Here is a 17,138-nt window from a genome sequence, read left to right on the forward strand (position 1 = left end):
GGACGCGGGGGACTGCCGTCCCCCGCACCCCCTGCCCAGAGGGGGCCGCGGGCCCCCTCTGGACACCCCCCGGAGTATTTCGAGCCACAGGAAGGACAGGCGCCATGCGCGAGCGGGTCTATCTCGACTGGAACGCGACGGCGCCGCTGCGGCCCGAGGCGCGCGACGCCATGGTCGCGGCGATGGACGTGATAGGAAACCCGTCCTCGGTCCATGGCGAGGGGCGCGCGGCCAAGGGCCTGATCGAGCGGGCGCGGGCGCAGGTGGCCGCGGCGCTGGGTGCGCAGGGTGCCGACATCGTCTTCGTCTCGGGCGCGACCGAGGCGGCGGCGCTCGCCATGGAGGGCAGGGGCATCGCCACCGCGCCCGTCGAGCACGAGGCGGTCGCGGCCTGGGGGGACGGGTCGCTCCCGGTGGACCGGCATGGCGCCGTGACCGTGGCCGACCCGGCGCGCACGGCGCTGCAACTGGCCAATTCCGAGACCGGGATCGTGCAGGACCTGCCGCAGGGCCTCGCGCTGTCGGACATGACGCAGGGCTTCGGCAAGCTGCCCCTCGCCTTCGACTGGACCGGCGCCGAGATGGCGCTGGTCTCGGCCCACAAGCTGGGCGGTCCGAAGGGGATCGGCGCGCTGGTGATCCGGCGCGGGCTCGACATCGTAGCAAGGATCAGGGGCGGCGGGCAGGAGATGGGCCGCCGCTCGGGCACCGAGAACGTCATCGGGATCGCGGGCTTCGGAGCGGCGGCTGAGGCGGCGGCGCGGGACCTGGAGGCGGGGGCCTGGGACCGGGTCGCCCAACTTAGAACTTTTCTAGAAACAAGTCTTGAGGACGCGGGTAATCCGACTATTTTCGTCGGTAAGGAATCGAAGCGCCTGCCCAACACGGCCTGCCTGATCACCCCCGGATGGAAGGGCGAAACGCAGGTCATGGCGCTGGATCTGGCGGGGTTCGCGGTCAGCGCGGGCTCGGCCTGTTCGTCGGGCAAGGTGCGGGAGAGCGCGGTGCTCTCCGCGATGGGATACGGGCCGGGCGAGGCCGATTGCGCGATCCGCGTGAGCCTCGGCCCGACCACGACGGAACAAGAGGTGGCGCGATTCGTAGAATCGTACAAACGCCTCAGAGACAGGAGACGGTCATGACGGCACTCGACGACATCAGGGTCAGGGAACGCGCCGCCGCCGAGATGCGCGCCAAGGAAGGCGTCGAGGCGGAGACCGTCGAGGCGGTCAAGGCGCTCTCGGGCACCTACAAGCACGGCTGGAACACCGAGATCGAGATGGAGTTCGCGCCGAAGGGCCTGTCGGAGGACATCGTCCGCCTGATCTCGGAGCGCAATGACGAGCCGCAGTGGATGCTGGACTGGCGCCTCGAGGCCTATCGCCGCTGGACCAGGATGAAGGAGCCCAAATGGGCGATGGTCCAGTACCCGGAGATCAACTTCCAGGATCAATACTACTATGCCCGCCCGGCCTCGATGAAGGAGAAGCCGAAGTCGCTGGACGAGGTCGATCCGAAGCTGCTGGAGACCTACAACAAGCTCGGCATCCCGCTGAAGGAGCAGGCGATCCTCGCCGGGGTCAAGCCCGCGCCGGACGACCGCAAGGTCGCCGTCGACGCCGTGTTCGACAGCGTCTCGGTCGGTACGACCTTCAAGAAGGAGCTGGCCGCCGCAGGCGTCATCTTCTGCTCGATCTCCGAGGCGATCCAGGAGCATCCGGAGCTGGTGAAGAAGTATCTGGGCTCGGTCATCCCGCAGTCCGACAACTACTACGCCACGCTGAACGCCGCCGTCTTCTCGGACGGGTCCTTCGTCTACGTCCCGAAGGGCGTGCGCTGCCCGATGGAGCTGTCGACATATTTCCGCATCAATGCCGAAAACACCGGCCAGTTCGAGCGGACGCTGATCATCGCCGACGAGGGCAGCTATGTCAGCTACCTCGAAGGCTGCACCGCGCCGCAGCGCGACGTGGCGCAGCTGCATGCGGCCTGCGTCGAGCTGGTCGCGCTCGATGATGCGGAGATCAAGTATTCGACCGTCCAGAACTGGTATCCGGGCGACGAGAACGGCAAGGGCGGCATCTACAACTTCGTCACCAAGCGCGCCGATTGCCGGGGCGCGCGGTCCAAGGTGATGTGGACCCAGGTCGAGACCGGCTCCGCCGTGACCTGGAAGTACCCGTCCTGCATCCTGCGCGGCGACGACAGTCAGGGCGAATTCTATTCCATCGCCATCGCCAACAACTACCAGCAGGCCGATACCGGCACCAAGATGGTGCATCTGGGCAAGAACACGAAGTCGCGGATCGTCTCGAAGGGAATTTCGGCGGGCAAGGCGCAGAACACCTATCGCGGGCTCGTGTCGATGCATCCGCGGGCCAAGAACTCGCGCAATTACACGCAATGCGACTCGCTGCTGATCGGGTCGGAATGCGGGGCGCACACGGTTCCCTATATCGAGGTGCGCAACAACTCTTCGCGGGTGGAGCACGAGGCGACGACGTCCAAGGTGGACGACGACCAGCTCTTCTACTGCCGCTCCCGCGGCATGGACGAGGAGGAGGCGGTGGCCCTCGTGGTCAACGGCTTCTGCAAGGAGGTGCTTCAGGCGCTGCCGATGGAGTTCGCGATGGAGGCGCAGCAGCTGGTTGCGATCTCGCTCGAAGGGTCGGTGGGCTGATGCCCTGGGGTCGCGCGGAGAGCGGGACGACCGGCCTGATCGTCACGACGACACCCAGCGTCGAGGGCCGCCGCATCAGCGTCTATCACGGCATCGTCGTCGGGGAGGCGATCCTCGGTGCCAACGTGTTTCGCGACATGTTCGCCGGGATCACCGACATCATCGGCGGGCGCTCGGGCGCCTACGAGAAGTCGCTGATGGAGGCGCGCGAGACCGCGCTCCGCGAGCTGGAGGAGCGTGCGCGGGCGATCGGCGGCAACGCCGTCGTCGGCGTCGATCTGGACTACGAGGTCATCAACAACATGTTGATGGTCAGCGCCTCGGGCACCGCCGTCACGCTGGAGGGCTGAACCCCGGAGGACGCGCCCGATGCCGACCATCCCGACCCCGCTCGATGTGCTGCGCCTCCTGCCCCGCTGCGGGACGCAGCTGCTGATCCCGGCGATGGGGTGCGGGACGGTCGTCGGGTCATTGCTCGACCTGCTGCTCGGGCATCAGGGATACCCGCTGGCCATGGCGGGTCTGATCGTGGGGCCCGTCGCCTTCGGGTTTGCGATCAACGCATTGGAACGGGCCGAGGCCGCGTTCCGCGAGGACGAGGCGGCGGCGATGGAAGCCTATCGCATCGCCGAGACCGAGAAACGGCGAGAGGCGGCGCAGCGGCGCGGCGATCTCGTGAAACTTGATGAACATCGCGCTCCAAGGCGCTGACGAGGAACGGACATGCTGAAGATCGAGAACCTCCATGTGAAGCTCGAGGAAGAGGACAAGCAGATCCTGAAGGGGATCGACCTGCAGGTCCCCTATGGTGAGGTCCATGCCATCATGGGCCCGAACGGCTCGGGCAAGTCCACGCTCTCCTACGTGCTGTCCGGCCGCGACGGCTACGAGGTGACCGAGGGCAGCGCCGCGCTCGAAGGTGAGGATCTGCTCGACCTGGAACCGGAGGAGCGGGCCGCCGCCGGCCTCTTCCTCGCGTTCCAGTACCCCGTCGAGATCCCCGGCGTCGGCAACATGACCTTCCTGCGCACCGCCGTGAACGCGCAGCGCAAGGCACGCGGGCAGGAGGAACTGTCGGCCGGCGATTTCCTCAAGCTCGTCCGAGAGAAGGCCAAGACGCTGAAGATCGACGCGGAGATGCTGAAGCGTCCGGTCAATGTCGGCTTCTCCGGCGGGGAGAAGAAGCGCAACGAGATCCTGCAGATGGCCATGCTGGAGCCGAAGATGTGCATCATGGACGAGACCGACTCCGGGCTCGACGTGGACGCGATGAAGCTGGTGGCCGAGGGTGTGAACGCCCTGCGCGGGCCGGATCGCGGTTTCCTCGTGATCACGCACTACCAGCGGCTTCTCGACCACATCAGGCCGGATGTCGTGCACATCATGTCCGATGGCCGCATCGTGAAGTCCGGCGGGCCGGAGTTGGCGCTCGAGGTCGAGACGAACGGCTACGGCGACATCCTGAACGAGGTCGCCTGATGGTCGGCGAAGCGAAGCGACAAGCCACCGAGGACCGTCTCGGCGCGCTGACCCTGCCCGAGGGCGGTGGCTGGCTCGGTGCGGCGCGCAAGGACGCTCTGGACCGTCTGCGGGCCGTCGGCCTGCCCGGGCGGCGCGATGAATACTGGCGCTATACCGATCCGCGCCCGCTGAATGCCCCCGAGCCCGAGGGCGCGGCCGAAGCCGCAGGCGACGACCCCTTCGCCGGGATCGACGGCTTTGTCATTACCGTCGACGGCGATGCCGTCATCGTTCCCGATGGTGCGCCGGAGGGGCTGGAGGTCGATACGCTCCGCCATGCGGCAGGGGCGGATATCCATTGGGCCAGGGAGATCTACGGCACGCGCGAGGCCGCCGGCTCGCGCCCGGTCTCCCGGCCCTTCGGGATGCTCAACACCGCCTTCGCAACCGATGGCGTGCTGCTGCGCGCCAAGGGGAAGGTCGCGCGGCCGGTTCATATCCGCTACGCCCCCGGCACCGACCCGATCCTGCATCACGTGGTCAAGATCGAGGCCGGCGCCACATTGACCCTGCTCGAATCCGGCACGCCGGGGAATCGCGGGAACACGGCGCTTGAGGCCGAGATCGCCGAGGACGGTGCGCTGCACCACCTCCGCATCCAGGATCCGGATCCGAAGCGGCATGTGAACACCCATTTCTTCGCCGCACTTTCGGCTCGCAGCGTGTTGAAATCCTTCACCCTATCGGCGCAGGGCGCCTTCGTGCGCAACGAGGGCACGATCGACCTCACTGGCGATGAAGGCTCCGCCACCATCGCGGGGGCCGCATTCGGTCGGGGCGATTTCCACCATGACGACACCGTCTTCGTGACCCATGACGCCGTCGATTGCGAGAGCCGGCAGGTGTTCAAGAAGGTCCTTCGTGACGGCGCGACGGGCGTGTTCCAGGGCAAGATCCTCGTGAAGGAAGGCGCGCAGAAGACGGACGGATATCAGATTTCCCAGTCGCTGCTGCTCGACGACGACAGCGTCTTCCTGGCCAAGCCGGAACTCGAAATCTACGCCGACGACGTCGCCTGCTCTCACGGCTCCACTACCGGGGCGATCGACGAGACGGCGCTGTTCTACCTGCGCTCGCGCGGGGTCTCGAAGCGGGACGCGACGGACCTGCTGGTTCTGAGCTTCCTCGCCGAAGCCCTTGAAGAGATTGACGACGAGGCCCTGCGCGAGCATGTGAACGACTGCCTCGCAGGCTGGCTCTCGACGCACTGATGGCCGTCACACGCGACATCCCGAGGGCGTGGCTGCGCCCCCGCCGGGTCGTGACGGAGCTTCTGGCCGGGGGGCCGAGCGACCGGGTGGCCTTCGTCTACTTGGCAGCGGCCTCGGTGCTGGGCTTCGTCGCGCAGCTTCCGGCCCTGGTCCGCCGCTCGCGCGAGATCGACCCGGAGCTCGACGCGCGCATCGTGGAAGAGGCACAGGCGGCCGGCATGGTCGTCGTGGACGTCGCCGACACGAAGTTCGAGGCGCTCATGTCCGGAGCGTTGATGGGCTGGATCTTCATCGTGCCGCTGCTGATGTACGGCCTTGCCTGGATCCTGCGCGGGGTCGCGCATCTGCTGGGCGGGCGGGGCACCGGACTGCGCGTTCGGGTCGCGTTGTTCTTCTCGTTCCTCGCTATCACCCCGGCGCTGCTGCTTCTGGGCCTGACCTCGGGCTTCGTCGGCCCCGGCCCGGCCGAGACCGCCGTGGGCGTGATCCTGGTCTGCGGCTTCATCTGGATATCGCTCAACGCGCTTTATGCGGCGGAGACCCCGAATGCTTGATATCGACACCATCCGCGCGCAGTTCCCGATCCTCGGTCGCGAGGTGAACGGCAAGCCGCTGGTCTATCTCGACAACGGCGCGTCGGCGCAGAAGCCGCGGGTCGTGCTCGACACGATCCAGCGCGCCTATGCGCAGGAATATTCCAACGTCCACCGTGGGCTGCACACCCTCTCGACCATCTCGACCGAGAACTACGAGGCGGTGCGCGGAACCGTGGCGCGCTTCCTGAACGCGCCGTCGGAGGAGAGCATCGTCTTCACCTCCGGCACGACGGAGGCGATGAACCTCATCAGCTACGGCTGGGCCGCGCCGCGGCTGGAGGCGGGCGATCAGATCGTGCTGTCGGTGATGGAGCATCACGCCAACATCGTGCCCTGGCATTTCCTGCGGGAACGGCAGGGGGTCGAACTGGTCTGGGTCGAGCCGGATGTGAACGGCGACCTCGATCCCCAGGCGGTGCTGGATGCCGTGACCGATCGCACGAAGATGATCGCGATTACTCATCTTTCCAACGTTCTGGGCACCGTCGTTGACGTGAAGGCGATCTGCTCCGCCGCGCGCGAGAAGGGGATCGCCACGGTCGTCGACGGCTCTCAGGCGGCGGTCCACATGCCGGTGGACGTCTCCGAGATCGGCTGCGACTTCTACGCCATCACGGGGCACAAGCTATACGGTCCAAGCGGTTCCGGGGCGGTCTTCATCCGGCCCGAGCGGATGGCCGAGATGCGGCCCTTCCTCGGCGGCGGCGACATGATCCGCGAGGTGCATCGCGACCGCGTCACCTGGAACGATCCGCCGATGAAGTTCGAGGCCGGGACGCCGGGGATCGTGCAGACCATCGGGCTCGGCGCCGCGCTGGAGTGGATGATGGATCTCGGCATGGACGCCATCGCCGCCCATGAGCGCGGCCTGCGCGACTATGCCCGTGACCGGCTGGGCGGGCTGAACTGGTTGAACGTCCAGGGGCAAAGCACGGAAAAGGCAGCGATCTTCTCGTTCACTCTGGAGGGGGCGGCGCATGCGCACGACATCTCGACCGTGCTCGACAAGAAGGGCGTCGCGGTGCGGGCGGGGCATCACTGCGCGCAGCCGCTGATGGAGCATCTGGGCGTCACGGCGACCTGCCGGGCGAGCTTCGGGGTCTACAACACGAAGCAGGAGGTCGACGTCCTCGTCGACGCGCTGGAGCTTTGCCACGACCTCTTCGCGTGATCAGTCGGCGGTGAAATTCGCCTGAATCGCACGGGTGATCCGCGTCAGATCCACGGGGGATATCGGGAAGACGTGTCGCGGCGTGCCCGCGGCGGCCCAGACGGTGTCGAACTCCGCAAGGCGGGGGTCGATCCAGACCGGGCTGGGCGTGAGGTGGCCGACCGGGGAGACGCCGCCGATGGCGAAGCCCGTCACCCGGCGCACGGTGTCCGCGTCGGCGCGGCCGAGCGGCGCCCCGGCGAGCGCGGTCGCCTTGTCCGGGTCGACCTGATTGCCGCCCGCGGTCAGGAACAACGCGCAGCCGTCGCCGAAGCCGAAGATGATCGACTTCGCGATCTGGTCCAGATGGCAGCCGACCGCGTCGGCGGCCTGCTGGGCGGTTCGGGTCTCACCCGGCATCTCGACCGGGCGGGCGGCGAGGCCTTCGGCCTCGAGACAGGCGGTGACGCGCTTCAGGCTCTTGCTCATGGGCTTTGACTGCCCGTTGACGCGCGCCGCGGCAAGGGGTTGAGGTCGGATCATGTTTCGTGACCGCATCACCCGCACGCCCTTGCCCTTTGACCGATGCGCTGGGGAGGAGGCCGTCGCGCGGCTGAGCCCCCCGGTGGAAGTCGCGCCGCTGATCGGGGGCGCGGCCGGGTGCAGCCCCTATCTCGCCGGGCTGATGGCGAAGGAGGCGGACTGGCTGGCGGAGGTCTGGGACCGCGATCCCGCCGCCGCCTTGGAGGAGACCTGCGCGGAGCTCGCAGCTTTCGACGGCGACCCGAAGGCCGTGCTGCGCCAGGCCAAGCGGCGGATGGCGCTGCTGTGCGGATTGGCGGAGCTGGGCGGCGTCTGGCCGGTCATGGAGGCGGCCGGGGCCTGGACCCGCTTCGCCGACGTCACGGTCGAGGCCGCGATGGCCTGGGGGCTGGCGCGCCACGGGCGCGGGTTGGAGGGTCCGAGCGGCGGGCTGGTCGCGATGGCGATGGGCAAGATGGGCGCCGGAGAACTCAACTATTCCAGCGACATCGACCTCGTGCTGCTGTTCGACGAAAGCCGCTACACGCCAGAGGATTACGGCGAGGTGCGAGCGCGGCTTCTCAAGGCGGCGCGGCTTGCGATGGCGACGCTGTCGGACGTGACCGCCGATGGCTACGTCTTCCGCACCGACCTGCGGCTTCGGCCCGATCCCGGATCCACGCCCATCGTGCTGTCGATGGAGGCGGCGGAGCGTTACTTCGAGGCCATGGGCCGCACCTGGGAGCGGGCCGCCTGGATCAAGGCGCGGCCGGCGGCGGGCGACATCGCGGCGGGCGAAGCGTTCCTCGACCGGCTTGCCCCCTTCGTCTGGCGGCGGCATCTCGATTTCGCGGTGGTGCAGGACGCCCATGACATGCGGCTGCGCATCCGCGACCACAAGGGCTATGGCGGCCCGTGGGAGGTGCCGGGCCATGACGTGAAGCTGGGGCAGGGCGGCATCCGCGAAATCGAGTTCTTCGCCCAGACGCACCAGATCGTCTCGGGCGGGCGCGATCCCTCGCTTCGGGTGCGCGGCACGCTGGAGGCGCTGGACCGGCTGGTCGCCGCGGGCTGGGTCGAGGCCGAGGAGGCCGCGACGCTGGGCCAGAGCTACTGTGTCCTGCGGCAGGTCGAGCATCGCGTGCAGATGGTGCAGGACGCGCAGACGCATCGCATCCCGGCCTCGCCCGAGGGGCTGGACCGGCTCGCGCGCTTCATGGGGGTGGCGGACACCGCCGCGTTCGTTGCCGATCTGCGCGCGCGGATGGAGGCGGTGGAGGCGATCGTGGAGCCGCGATTCCGGCCTGCCTCTCCGGCGCCCGCGCCGGACCCGATCCCCGGCGCCGTGGCCGTGACCGACCGGTGGGAGACCTATCCCGCGCTCCGCTCCGCCCGCGCGCGGGAGATCTTCGCGCGGCTGCGCCCCGCGCTCCTGACCTCGCTGTCCCGCGCGGCACGGCCGGAGGAGGCGCTGGCCGCCTTCGACGACTTTCTCCGCGGCCTGCCGGCGGGGGTGCAGCTTTTCTCGCTGTTCCAGGCGAACCCCGTGCTGGTCGACCTGATCGCCGATATCTGCACCACCTCGCCAGACCTTGCGCGCCATCTGGCGCGCAATTCGGGCGTGCTGGATGCGGTGATCGGCGGGGACTTCCTGGCCGACCTGCCGGAGCGGTACGAGGCCCCGCCCGCCGACGAGGATTTCGAGACCAGCCTCGGGCAGCTGCGGGTCTGGCACCGCGAATCGCATTTCCGAATCGGCGTGCATCTGCTGCGCGGGCTGGCCGGCCCGCAGGAGGCCGGGGCGGCCTACGGTCGGCTGGCCGAGGCCACGCTCGCCGCCTGCTGGCAGGCCGCCGAGTCCGAGACGGCGCGGCGCTACGGCCAGGTGCCGGGGCTGCGGCTGGCGGGGCTGGGGATGGGGTCGCTCGGCGTCGGTCGGCTGACGGCGCGGTCTGACCTGGACCTCGTCGTGCTGCATGACGGCGCCGAGGCGGGCGCCGTGTCGGACGGCCGGAGAGAGCTGGGCGCGGCGCAATGGTCGGCGAAGTTCACCCAGACGCTCATCACGGCGCTGTCGGCGCCGACGGGCGAAGGCCGGCTCTACGAGGTCGACATGCGGCTGCGCCCGTCCGGGCGGCAGGGGCCGGTGGCGACGGCGCTGTCGGGCTTCCGCACCTATCAGGCCGAGGAGGCGCGCGTCTGGGAGCATATGGCGCTGACCCGCGCCCGGGCCGTCGTCGGGGACGCAGCACTTTGCGAGGCGGCGGAGACGGCCCGCTGCGACGTGCTGGCCGGATCGCGGTTCGGCGCGGCCCGCGTGGTCGAGGAGGTTGGCGAGTTGCGGCGCAGGCTGGCCGAGGCGGGGCGGCGCGGCGAGCGGCTGTCGGTGAAGTCGGGCCCCGGGCGGATGCGAGAGATCGAGCTGGTGGGCCAGGCCCATGCCCTGATCGCCGGGGCCGACGCGCGCGCCATGGACGCGCAGCTGGCCCAGCCCGGCTGGCTGACCGAGGGCGAGCGGCGAAGCCTGTCTCAGGCCTACCGGACCCTGTCGGACACGCAGCAGGTGCTGCGGCTGCTCAGCGCCGAGGAGCCGCCGGGAACGCTCGGCGCCGGGGGCGAGGCCCTGCTGGCGGAGCGATTGGGCCGGCCCGATGCCGAGGCGGTGGCCGATGCCTGCGACGCCGCCGCCGAAACGGCTCGAATCGCCATCGAGACGGCGCTTGACCGTGGCGCGGGGCCGGGTAGCTGAGGCGCAGCATGGAGGATGCGATGGCATCGAAACCGGGGCAGGGGCCGGACGACCCCAAGGGGCTGATCCACGAGGCCTATCGCATCGAGGGCATCACCGAGCCGGAATGCCGCTCGATCTTCCTCGACTGGGCGCTGAGCCTGCCGGGCGAGACCTCCGAGGCGATCCCCCGCCTGCTGGCGATGCACGGCGCGCCGGACCATCCGATGAGCCGGGTCCTGCGCGACGGGCTCGAGGCGCCCGCGCGGAAGGGCCGCCGGGGCGGCCGGTCGGCGCGGGTGACCTGACCGCTCAGGCCGCAGGGCCGGCCTTGGCGCCGCGCTCCCGATAGGGCGTCGTGCCGTATTGCGCACGGTAGCATTTCGAGAAATGCGAGGGCGAGGTGAAGCCGCAGGCCAGCGCCACGTTGATGATCGTCATGTCGGTCTGCATCAGAAGGTTGCGCGCCTTCCCCAGCCGAAGCTCCATGTAGTAGCGCTTGGGCGAGCGGTTCAGGTAGCGCCGGAACAGCCGCTCCAGCTGCCGGGTCGACATGCCGACATCGGCGGCGAGGCTGGCGGGGCTGACCGGGTCCTCGATGTTCTGCTCCATCTCGCGGATGACCTGGCTCAGGCGCGGGTGGCGCACGCCGATGCGGGTCGGGATCGACAGGCGCTGCGTGTCCTGGTCGGTGCGGATCGAGCTGTAGATCATCTGGTCGGCGACCAGCGAGGCCAGCTCCTCCCCGTGGTCGCGGGCGATGAGGTGCAGCATCAGGTCGACCTCGGCGGTGCCGCCTGCCGTGCTCAGCCGCTTGCCGTCCACGGTGAAGACCGATTTCGTCAGCTCGATCTCGGGGAATTCCTCGGCGAAGCTGTCATGGTTCTCCCAGTGGATGGTCGCACGCTTGCCATCGAGCAGCCCGGCCGCCGCCAGCGTCCAGGACGCGGTGCAAAGGCCCCCGATGGTGATGCCGCGCCGCGCCTCGCGCCGCAGCCAGGCCAGGACCCGTTTGGTGGACGCCTCGGCCACGTCGATGCCGCCCACGACCAGCAGCGTGTCGTCGCGCCCGATCTCCTGCAGGTCGCGGTCGGTGACGAAGCTGGTTCCGGCCGAGCAGGTGACGGTGCCGCCGCCCTCGCCCACCAGTTCCCAGGAATAGAGCTTCGCGCCCGACATCCGGTTGGCGATCCGCAGCGCGTCGATGGCGCTGGCCAGGCACATCAGCGTGAACCCGTCGAGCAGCAGGAAGACGTAATGCGATGTCCGCCCCTCGGGCGCCGCCGTGACCGCTCCGGTCTGCCGCTGGCTGGTCATCGCCTGCCTCCCAAATCACCGGAACCGGCAAATCCCATCCGCGGGCCGGGATCAAGACAATGATGCGCGCCAGCGCTGGCCCCGAGCGGCGGAATCGGCTAGGCGGGCATTCCGTGACCGGACCGGAGGAACTTGAGGATGGCGTGGTCTAAGAGCGACTGGAGAGCGAAACCGCGGGTGCAGATGCCCGACTATACCGACGCCGAGGCCCTGGCGGCGGTCGAGACGCGGCTGCGCCGGTATCCTCCGCTGGTCTTCGCCGGCGAGTCCCGCACGCTGAAATCCGAGCTGGCCGCCGCGGGCCGCGGCGAGGCCTTCCTGCTGCAGGGCGGCGATTGCGCTGAGAGCTTCGCCGAATTCTCCGCCGACACGATCCGCGACACGTTCAAGGTCATGCTGCAGATGGCCATGGTGCTGACCTACGGCGCCAAGGTGCCCGTCGTGAAGGTCGGGCGCATGGCGGGGCAGTTCGCCAAGCCGCGCTCCGCCCCGACCGAGGTGGTCGACGGGGTCGAGCTGCCGTCCTACCGGGGCGACATCATCAACGACCTGCCCTTCACGCCCGAGGCGCGCATCCCCAACGCCGCCAAGATGCTGGAGGCCTATACTCAGGCCGCCGCGACGCTGAACCTGCTGCGCGCCTTCTCGAAGGGCGGTTTCGCCGACATGCACCGCGTCCATTCCTGGACGCTGGGTTTCACCGAGGGCGAGCGCGCCGCGCAATATCGCGACATCGCGACCCGCATCCAGGATACACTCGACTTCATGGCGGCGGCGGGCATCACCGTCGACACCAACCACGAGATGGCGACGGTCGATTTCTACACCTCGCACGAGGCGCTGCTGCTAGAATACGAGGAAGCGCTCTGCCGTCAGGACTCGCTGACCGGCCAGTGGCTCGCCGGCTCGGGCCACATGATCTGGATCGGCGACCGCACGCGGCAGCCGGACGGTGCGCATGTGGAGTTCTGCAAGGGCGTGCTGAATCCGATCGGGCTGAAATGCGGGCCGTCGATGACCTCGGACGACCTGAAGGCGCTGATGACGGCGCTGAACCCGAAGAACGAGATGGGCCGCCTGACCCTGATCGCGCGCTTCGGCGCGGGCAAGGTGCAGCAGAACCTGCCGCGCCTGATCCGGACGGTGCAGGAGGCGGGGGCCAATGTCGTCTGGAGCTGCGATCCGATGCACGGCAACACGATCAAGTCGGCCTCGGGCTACAAGACCCGCCCCTTCGAGAGCGTGCTGGCCGAGGTGCGGGAGTTCTTCGCCGTCCATCGCGACCACGGCACGATCCCGGGCGGGGTGCATTTCGAGATGACCGGCCAGGACGTGACCGAATGCACCGGCGGCGTGCGGGACGTGACCGACGAGGACCTGTCGGACCGCTACCACACCGCTTGCGACCCGCGGCTCAACGCCTCGCAGGCGCTGGAGCTGGCCTTCCTCGTCGCCGAAGAGCTGTCGTCGCTGCGTCAGGACCGGGCGCGCGCCGCCTCCTGACCAGACGGCCGGGCGCGCCCTGCGCCCGGCCCCCTTCTATTTGACGACCCGCAGATAGGGTTTCGGGCGCGGGGCGTAACCGGTCCGCGGCTCCGCCAACTCCATCGGCAGCCCGGCGCGGCGCTCGGGCCTGTCCCTCTCCTGCAGCGCGGGATGGCGCCGCAACGGGCTCAGCCGGTTGCGCAGGATGGTGAAGCGATGCGGCGGCTCGGGATCGACGCGGTCGAGCGCGAGGCAGGTCAGCGCCTTGCTCACCTCGCCGTTGAGGTCCTGCAACGGCAGGACCAGCAGGCGGGCATGGGTCGGCCCACGCCGGGTCAGGCTGACCAGGTCCATCTCGAGTGTCGCCGGCAGCTCGAACACCCGCTCGACCAGCGAGGCGGCGCGCTTGCGCTCGGCGATCTCGAAGAAGGCGCGGATCGGCAGGCCGCGGACCTCCATCCCCATCAGCCCGTTCATGACCCGGCCGCCCAGCCGCACCCGGACGGTGCCGGGGCGGATGCGGTCGAGGATCATCGAATGGCCCAGCGTCAGCGACATCGCCCGCGGGTCCAGCTCGTCCCGGCGCGGCAGGTTGCGGCCGGCGCGAAGCGAGGACCAGTAGCGCCAGGCCTCCTCCAGCAGTGGCGAGTGCCGCTCCATCCGGCGGCCGGTCAGGTCGTGCAGCTCGGCGGCGGGGGGGAGGTCCCTGTCTTCGGTCGCTTCGGTCATCCTGTCGTTCCCATCTTGCCGGGCGGTCCGCGTCCCGTCCCGTGCGATCGGAACCCGAGAGACGCGATCTCGCCGAGATCGCGTCCGATTTACCCCGGATTGCCGCGAAATGCGCTCAATTCCTTAATCTCTGGTTAACGCTGCGGGCGCCGGCCTCGGCGCTTGCCGGGGCCGGGCGGGGCCGCTAGGCCTGCGCCATGAAGTCTATGACGGGATATGCCGCGCGCGATGCCGAGGGGCGCCGGTGGGAACTGCGCTCGGTCAATGCGCGGGGGCTGGACCTCCGGCTGCGTCTGCCCGACGCGCCCGCGGGGCTGGAGCCGATGGTGCGCGCCGCCGTCTCGGCGGTCGTCGCGCGGGGCAACGTGACGCTGTCGCTGCGGCTGGGCGCTGGGGGAACCTCCGGGCCGGTGCTGAACCCCGAGACGCTGGGCCGCGCGGTCGAGGCGATGGCGGCCGCCGAGGCCGAGGCACAGGCGCGCGGCCTGCCGCTGGCCCCGTCCTCCGCAACAGGGCTTCTGTCCGTGCGCGGAGTCTGGGAGGCCGGGGAGCCCGAGGCGCCGCCGCCCCTTGACGTGCTGCGGGCCGATCTTGACGTCCTGGTCGCCGAGTTCGACGCCGACCGGGCGCGCGAGGGCGCCGCGCTGCGGGCGCTGCTGTCGGACCGGATCGACGAGATCGCGCGCCTGCGCGAGGCGGCGCTGGCGCTGGGTCCCGCGCGCGAGGCGCATATCGCCGCCACCTTCCGCAACGCTGCCGGGCGGTTGGCCGAGGCCGGGATCGCCGACGAGCGCGTCCGGCAGGAAGTGGCCGCGCTGGCCGTCAAGGCCGACATCGCCGAGGAGCTGGACCGCCTCGCCATCCATGTCGACGCCGCGCGGGCGCTGCTGGCCGCGGAGGGGCCGGTGGGCCGTCGCCTCGACTTCCTGACGCAGGAATTCATGCGCGAGACCAATACGATCTGTTCGAAGTCCGGCCTTTCGGAGCTGACCGCCATCGGGCTGGAGCTGAAGTCGACCGTCGACGGCCTGCGCGAGCAGGTCCAGAACGTGGAATGACCGGCGTGACCCCGATCCGGCGCGGCCTCGCCATCATCCTCTCCAGCCCCTCGGGCGCGGGCAAGTCCACCATGGCGCGCCGCCTGATGGCCTGGGACCCGACGCTCAGCTTCTCGGTCTCGGCCACCACGCGGCCCCCGCGGCCGGGCGAGGTCGAGGGGCACGACTATTACTTCGTCACCCGCGAGGCCTTCGGCCAGTGGATCATGGACGGCGAGATGCTGGAACATGCCGAGGTCTTCGGCAATCATTACGGCAGCCCGCGCGCCCCGGTCGAGGCGGCGCTGTCCGCGGGCCGGGACGTGATCTTCGACATCGACTGGCAGGGCACGCAGCAGATCGCGCAATCCTCGATCCGCAGCGACATGGTCTCGATCTTCATCCTCCCGCCCTCCATCGCCGAGCTGGAGCGGCGGTTGCGCTCGCGCGGGCAGGACGGGGCAGAGGTCATCGCCAAGCGGATGGCCAAGTCCGAGGCCGAGATCAGCCATTGGGCGGAATACGATTACGTCCTGGTCAACGACGACATGGACGCGACCGAGGCACGGCTGCGCACGTTGCTGCAGGCCGAACGGCTCAAGCGCATCCGCCAGCCCTGGCTGACCGGGTTCGTGAACCGTCTGTCCGAGGAATTTCGCGAAAGGGAGAGCACATGATCTATGCGTTGGACGGGCTCGCGCCCGAACTGGCCGAGGGCGCCTGGGTCGCGCCCGACGCCAACGTGATCGGCGCCTGTACCCTGATGGAGGACGCGAATGTCTGGTTCGGCGCCACGCTGCGGGGAGACAACGAACGGATCACGGTCGGGCGCGGCTCCAACGTGCAGGAGGCTTGCGTTCTGCATACCGACCCGGGCTTTCCGCTGACCATCGGGGCCGATTGCACGATCGGGCACAAGGCGATCCTGCATGGCTGCACCGTCGAGGACGGGTCTCTGGTCGGCATGGGGGCGACGGTGCTGAACGGCGCCGTGATCGGCGCCGGCTCGCTGATCGGGGCGGGGGCGCTGGTGACCGAAGGCAAGGTGATCCCGCCCGGGTCGCTGGTGATGGGTGCGCCGGGCAAGGTCGTGCGGGAGCTGGACGAGGCCGCCCGCGCCGGGCTGCTGCACTCGGCGCGGCACTATGTGGCCAACGCCGCACGCTTCCGCGCGGGTCTGCGCGCGGTCTGATCCCGGAGGGCTGCCGTTCTGAAGGAGGGCGGCTGGAACGGCTGCCATTCGGAATGGCTGCCGACGGGCCGGGCCCAAGCGGCTCAGACCAGCAGGCTCAGATGGCTGTCATCTGCGCTGACCGAGATCGGGCGCCGCATCGCCCGGCAGTCGCGCGCGAGGATGCCGAACTGCACCTCCGAGCCCTTCAGGTCGGACGGGATCGCCGCGCGGCCGAGACCATGCCAGAGCGCTGCGTCGATCTTCAGCCGGTCGGCATCGACATGGAACACCCAGGCATTCGGATTTCGCGTCACCTCGACCGTCGCGCCCCAGGGGATCGCCACCTCGATGCAGAGCAGGGCAAGGCAGGCGAGCCGGATCTCGGCGCGGGGCCGGTCCTCGGTGTCGCGCCAGAGCACCCTGGTGCGGCTGTCGCGATACATCGCCGCGATCACGCCCCGAACCTCCCGCTCGGAGACGGGCTTCGCCCCGGGGGCCGCGCCGAAGGCCAGCCGGAAGAACGCGATCCGCGCCAGAGCGGCGTCCAGCGACTGTCGGATCAGCGCCATCTCGTCGCCCCCCGATCCGCCCGAGGCTTCCAGCAATTCCAGGCCGTTATGGATCGCACCCATCGGGCTGACGAGGTCGTGGCACAGTCGGGAGCCGAGCAGCGCCACGAGATCGGGCTCGCCCGCGGCGTCCTTCGCCTTATCGTTCACGGAGAGAACGTCGCTCATCGGAGACACCTCATGTCGCAGGACCTCAATGCGTTGCTGGAGCCCGGGATGCTCGTCCGGCATTCCGGCGCCCCGGACTGGGGCATCGGACAGGTCCAGTCCGTGATCGGCAGCCGGATCACGGTCAATTTCCAGGAGGCCGGCAAGCAGGTCATCGACGGATCGCGGGTCCTCTTGCTGCCGGTCTTCGAGTGAGGCCACCTTGCCGGTGGAATGGTTAACGAAGGGTTGACGGCTGGCAAGCCCGGGCA

19 protein-coding genes are annotated in these 17,138 nt (G+C 69.4%); 15 read left to right on the forward strand and 4 right to left on the reverse strand.

Going from position 1 to position 17,138, the window contains the following annotated elements:
* The first annotated feature begins 104 nt into the window (after nt 1-104).
* The 8 genes from DR046_RS10770 to DR046_RS10805 are packed head-to-tail and all read left to right on the forward strand — an operon-like array spanning nt 105 to nt 7,179.
* On the forward strand, nt 105-1,142 hold the full coding sequence (locus tag DR046_RS10770) for a cysteine desulfurase family protein (protein ID WP_115382388.1): 1,038 nt from the start codon (nt 105-107) through the stop codon (nt 1,140-1,142).
* Nucleotides 1,139-2,680, forward strand: a complete 1,542-nt coding sequence (gene sufB / locus DR046_RS10775) for a Fe-S cluster assembly protein SufB (RefSeq protein ID WP_115382389.1) — start codon at nt 1,139-1,141, stop codon at nt 2,678-2,680. Before DR046_RS10770 ends, sufB begins: the two co-directional genes overlap by 4 nt.
* Before the next feature lie 35 nt (nt 2,681-2,715).
* Nucleotides 2,716-3,030, forward strand: a complete 315-nt coding sequence (locus DR046_RS10780; protein WP_115382451.1) for a heavy metal-binding domain-containing protein — start codon at nt 2,716-2,718, stop codon at nt 3,028-3,030.
* A 19-nt stretch (nt 3,031-3,049) separates the two neighbouring features.
* Entirely contained in the window at nt 3,050-3,391 is a 342-nt protein-coding gene (locus tag DR046_RS10785) for a hypothetical protein (RefSeq protein ID WP_115382390.1), read from the forward strand.
* 12 nt (nt 3,392-3,403) lie between these two features.
* Nucleotides 3,404-4,159, forward strand: coding sequence for a Fe-S cluster assembly ATPase SufC (gene sufC / locus DR046_RS10790; protein WP_115382391.1), 756 nt, complete (start codon nt 3,404-3,406; stop codon nt 4,157-4,159).
* A complete protein-coding gene (locus tag DR046_RS10795) occupies nt 4,156-5,412 on the forward strand; it encodes a SufB/SufD family protein (protein WP_115382452.1) in 1,257 nt (418 codons plus the stop codon). The genes sufC and DR046_RS10795 overlap by 4 nt, the downstream gene beginning before the upstream one ends.
* On the forward strand, nt 5,412-5,966 hold the full coding sequence (locus tag DR046_RS10800) for a YIP1 family protein (protein ID WP_115382392.1): 555 nt from the start codon (nt 5,412-5,414) through the stop codon (nt 5,964-5,966). Before DR046_RS10795 ends, DR046_RS10800 begins: the two co-directional genes overlap by 1 nt.
* Nucleotides 5,959-7,179: a cysteine desulfurase gene (locus tag DR046_RS10805; RefSeq protein WP_115382393.1), complete on the forward strand. Its 1,221-nt coding sequence runs from the start codon at nt 5,959-5,961 to the stop codon at nt 7,177-7,179. Before DR046_RS10800 ends, DR046_RS10805 begins: the two co-directional genes overlap by 8 nt.
* Here DR046_RS10805 and DR046_RS10810 read toward each other — a convergent pair whose 3' ends face one another.
* Nucleotides 7,180-7,647: a YbaK/EbsC family protein gene (locus tag DR046_RS10810; protein WP_115382394.1), complete on the reverse strand. Its 468-nt coding sequence runs from the start codon at nt 7,645-7,647 to the stop codon at nt 7,180-7,182. It abuts the gene before it with no gap.
* Between the two features lie 52 nt (nt 7,648-7,699).
* Between DR046_RS10810 and DR046_RS10815 the strand changes: the two genes are divergently transcribed.
* Together DR046_RS10815 and DR046_RS10820 are read left to right on the forward strand one after the other, a co-directional pair.
* Nucleotides 7,700-10,429 (forward strand): [protein-PII] uridylyltransferase family protein, encoded by a 2,730-nt coding sequence (locus DR046_RS10815; RefSeq protein WP_115382395.1) that lies wholly within the window; start codon nt 7,700-7,702, stop codon nt 10,427-10,429.
* 20 nt (nt 10,430-10,449) lie between these two features.
* A complete protein-coding gene (locus DR046_RS10820; RefSeq protein WP_115382453.1) occupies nt 10,450-10,716 on the forward strand; it encodes a hypothetical protein in 267 nt (88 codons plus the stop codon).
* 4 nt (nt 10,717-10,720) lie between these two features.
* Here DR046_RS10820 and DR046_RS10825 read toward each other — a convergent pair whose 3' ends face one another.
* A complete protein-coding gene (locus DR046_RS10825; RefSeq protein ID WP_115382396.1) occupies nt 10,721-11,725 on the reverse strand; it encodes a GlxA family transcriptional regulator in 1,005 nt (334 codons plus the stop codon).
* Between the two features lie 138 nt (nt 11,726-11,863).
* Between DR046_RS10825 and DR046_RS10830 the strand changes: the two genes are divergently transcribed.
* Nucleotides 11,864-13,228 (forward strand): class II 3-deoxy-7-phosphoheptulonate synthase, encoded by a 1,365-nt coding sequence (locus tag DR046_RS10830; protein ID WP_115382397.1) that lies wholly within the window; start codon nt 11,864-11,866, stop codon nt 13,226-13,228.
* Nucleotides 13,229-13,264: 36 nt separating this feature from the next.
* Here the strand turns inward: DR046_RS10830 and DR046_RS10835 are convergent, their stop codons facing one another.
* Complete coding sequence (locus DR046_RS10835; RefSeq protein ID WP_115382398.1) at nt 13,265-13,939, reverse strand: PAS domain-containing protein; 675 nt, start codon at nt 13,937-13,939, stop codon at nt 13,265-13,267.
* Nucleotides 13,940-14,136: 197 nt separating this feature from the next.
* On the opposite strand from DR046_RS10835, the gene DR046_RS10840 reads away from it, so the two are divergent.
* From DR046_RS10840 to DR046_RS10850, 3 genes are read left to right on the forward strand one after another with little or no spacing between them, the layout of a single operon-like run.
* A complete protein-coding gene (locus tag DR046_RS10840) occupies nt 14,137-14,997 on the forward strand; it encodes a YicC family protein (RefSeq protein ID WP_306418043.1) in 861 nt (286 codons plus the stop codon).
* Nucleotides 14,994-15,653 carry a guanylate kinase gene (gene gmk, locus DR046_RS10845; protein ID WP_115382400.1) on the forward strand — a complete coding sequence of 220 codons (660 nt, stop codon included), beginning with the start codon at nt 14,994-14,996 and terminating at the stop codon, nt 15,651-15,653. Before DR046_RS10840 ends, gmk begins: the two co-directional genes overlap by 4 nt.
* Nucleotides 15,650-16,168, forward strand: coding sequence for a gamma carbonic anhydrase family protein (locus DR046_RS10850; protein WP_115382401.1), 519 nt, complete (start codon nt 15,650-15,652; stop codon nt 16,166-16,168). The genes gmk and DR046_RS10850 overlap by 4 nt, the downstream gene beginning before the upstream one ends.
* 83 nt (nt 16,169-16,251) lie before the next feature.
* Here the strand turns inward: DR046_RS10850 and DR046_RS10855 are convergent, their stop codons facing one another.
* On the reverse strand, nt 16,252-16,887 hold the full coding sequence (locus DR046_RS10855) for a histidine phosphotransferase family protein (RefSeq protein WP_167767061.1): 636 nt from the start codon (nt 16,885-16,887) through the stop codon (nt 16,252-16,254).
* 12 nt (nt 16,888-16,899) lie between these two features.
* Between DR046_RS10855 and DR046_RS10860 the strand changes: the two genes are divergently transcribed.
* On the forward strand, nt 16,900-17,082 hold the full coding sequence (locus tag DR046_RS10860; RefSeq protein ID WP_115382454.1) for a DUF3553 domain-containing protein: 183 nt from the start codon (nt 16,900-16,902) through the stop codon (nt 17,080-17,082).
* Nucleotides 17,083-17,138 lie beyond the last annotated feature (56 nt).

Origin of the sequence: Jannaschia formosa (genome assembly GCF_003340555.1) — a bacterium.
Classification (GTDB): domain Bacteria; phylum Pseudomonadota; class Alphaproteobacteria; order Rhodobacterales; family Rhodobacteraceae; genus Jannaschia; species Jannaschia formosa.

Excerpts from the sequence above, each read along its gene's own strand:
- DR046_RS10770 (WP_115382388.1), top strand. The coding sequence starts at position 105 with ATGCGCGAGCGGGTCTATCTCGACTGGAACGCGACGGCGCCGCTGCGG.
- sufB (WP_115382389.1), top strand. The coding sequence starts at position 1,139 with ATGACGGCACTCGACGACATCAGGGTCAGGGAACGCGCCGCCGCCGAG.
- DR046_RS10785 (WP_115382390.1), top strand. The coding sequence starts at position 3,050 with ATGCCGACCATCCCGACCCCGCTCGATGTGCTGCGCCTCCTGCCCCGC.
- sufC (WP_115382391.1), top strand. The coding sequence starts at position 3,404 with ATGCTGAAGATCGAGAACCTCCATGTGAAGCTCGAGGAAGAGGACAAG.
- DR046_RS10800 (WP_115382392.1), top strand. The coding sequence starts at position 5,412 with ATGGCCGTCACACGCGACATCCCGAGGGCGTGGCTGCGCCCCCGCCGG.
- DR046_RS10805 (WP_115382393.1), top strand. The coding sequence starts at position 5,959 with ATGCTTGATATCGACACCATCCGCGCGCAGTTCCCGATCCTCGGTCGC.
- DR046_RS10810 (WP_115382394.1), bottom strand. The coding sequence starts at position 7,647 with ATGAGCAAGAGCCTGAAGCGCGTCACCGCCTGTCTCGAGGCCGAAGGC.
- DR046_RS10815 (WP_115382395.1), top strand. The coding sequence starts at position 7,700 with ATGTTTCGTGACCGCATCACCCGCACGCCCTTGCCCTTTGACCGATGC.
- DR046_RS10820 (WP_115382453.1), top strand. The coding sequence starts at position 10,450 with ATGGCATCGAAACCGGGGCAGGGGCCGGACGACCCCAAGGGGCTGATC.
- DR046_RS10825 (WP_115382396.1), bottom strand. The coding sequence starts at position 11,725 with ATGACCAGCCAGCGGCAGACCGGAGCGGTCACGGCGGCGCCCGAGGGG.
- DR046_RS10830 (WP_115382397.1), top strand. The coding sequence starts at position 11,864 with ATGGCGTGGTCTAAGAGCGACTGGAGAGCGAAACCGCGGGTGCAGATG.
- DR046_RS10835 (WP_115382398.1), bottom strand. The coding sequence starts at position 13,939 with ATGACCGAAGCGACCGAAGACAGGGACCTCCCCCCCGCCGCCGAGCTG.
- DR046_RS10840 (WP_306418043.1), top strand. The coding sequence starts at position 14,137 with ATGAAGTCTATGACGGGATATGCCGCGCGCGATGCCGAGGGGCGCCGG.
- gmk (WP_115382400.1), top strand. The coding sequence starts at position 14,994 with ATGACCGGCGTGACCCCGATCCGGCGCGGCCTCGCCATCATCCTCTCC.
- DR046_RS10850 (WP_115382401.1), top strand. The coding sequence starts at position 15,650 with ATGATCTATGCGTTGGACGGGCTCGCGCCCGAACTGGCCGAGGGCGCC.
- DR046_RS10855 (WP_167767061.1), bottom strand. The coding sequence starts at position 16,887 with ATGAGCGACGTTCTCTCCGTGAACGATAAGGCGAAGGACGCCGCGGGC.
- DR046_RS10860 (WP_115382454.1), top strand. The coding sequence starts at position 16,900 with ATGTCGCAGGACCTCAATGCGTTGCTGGAGCCCGGGATGCTCGTCCGG.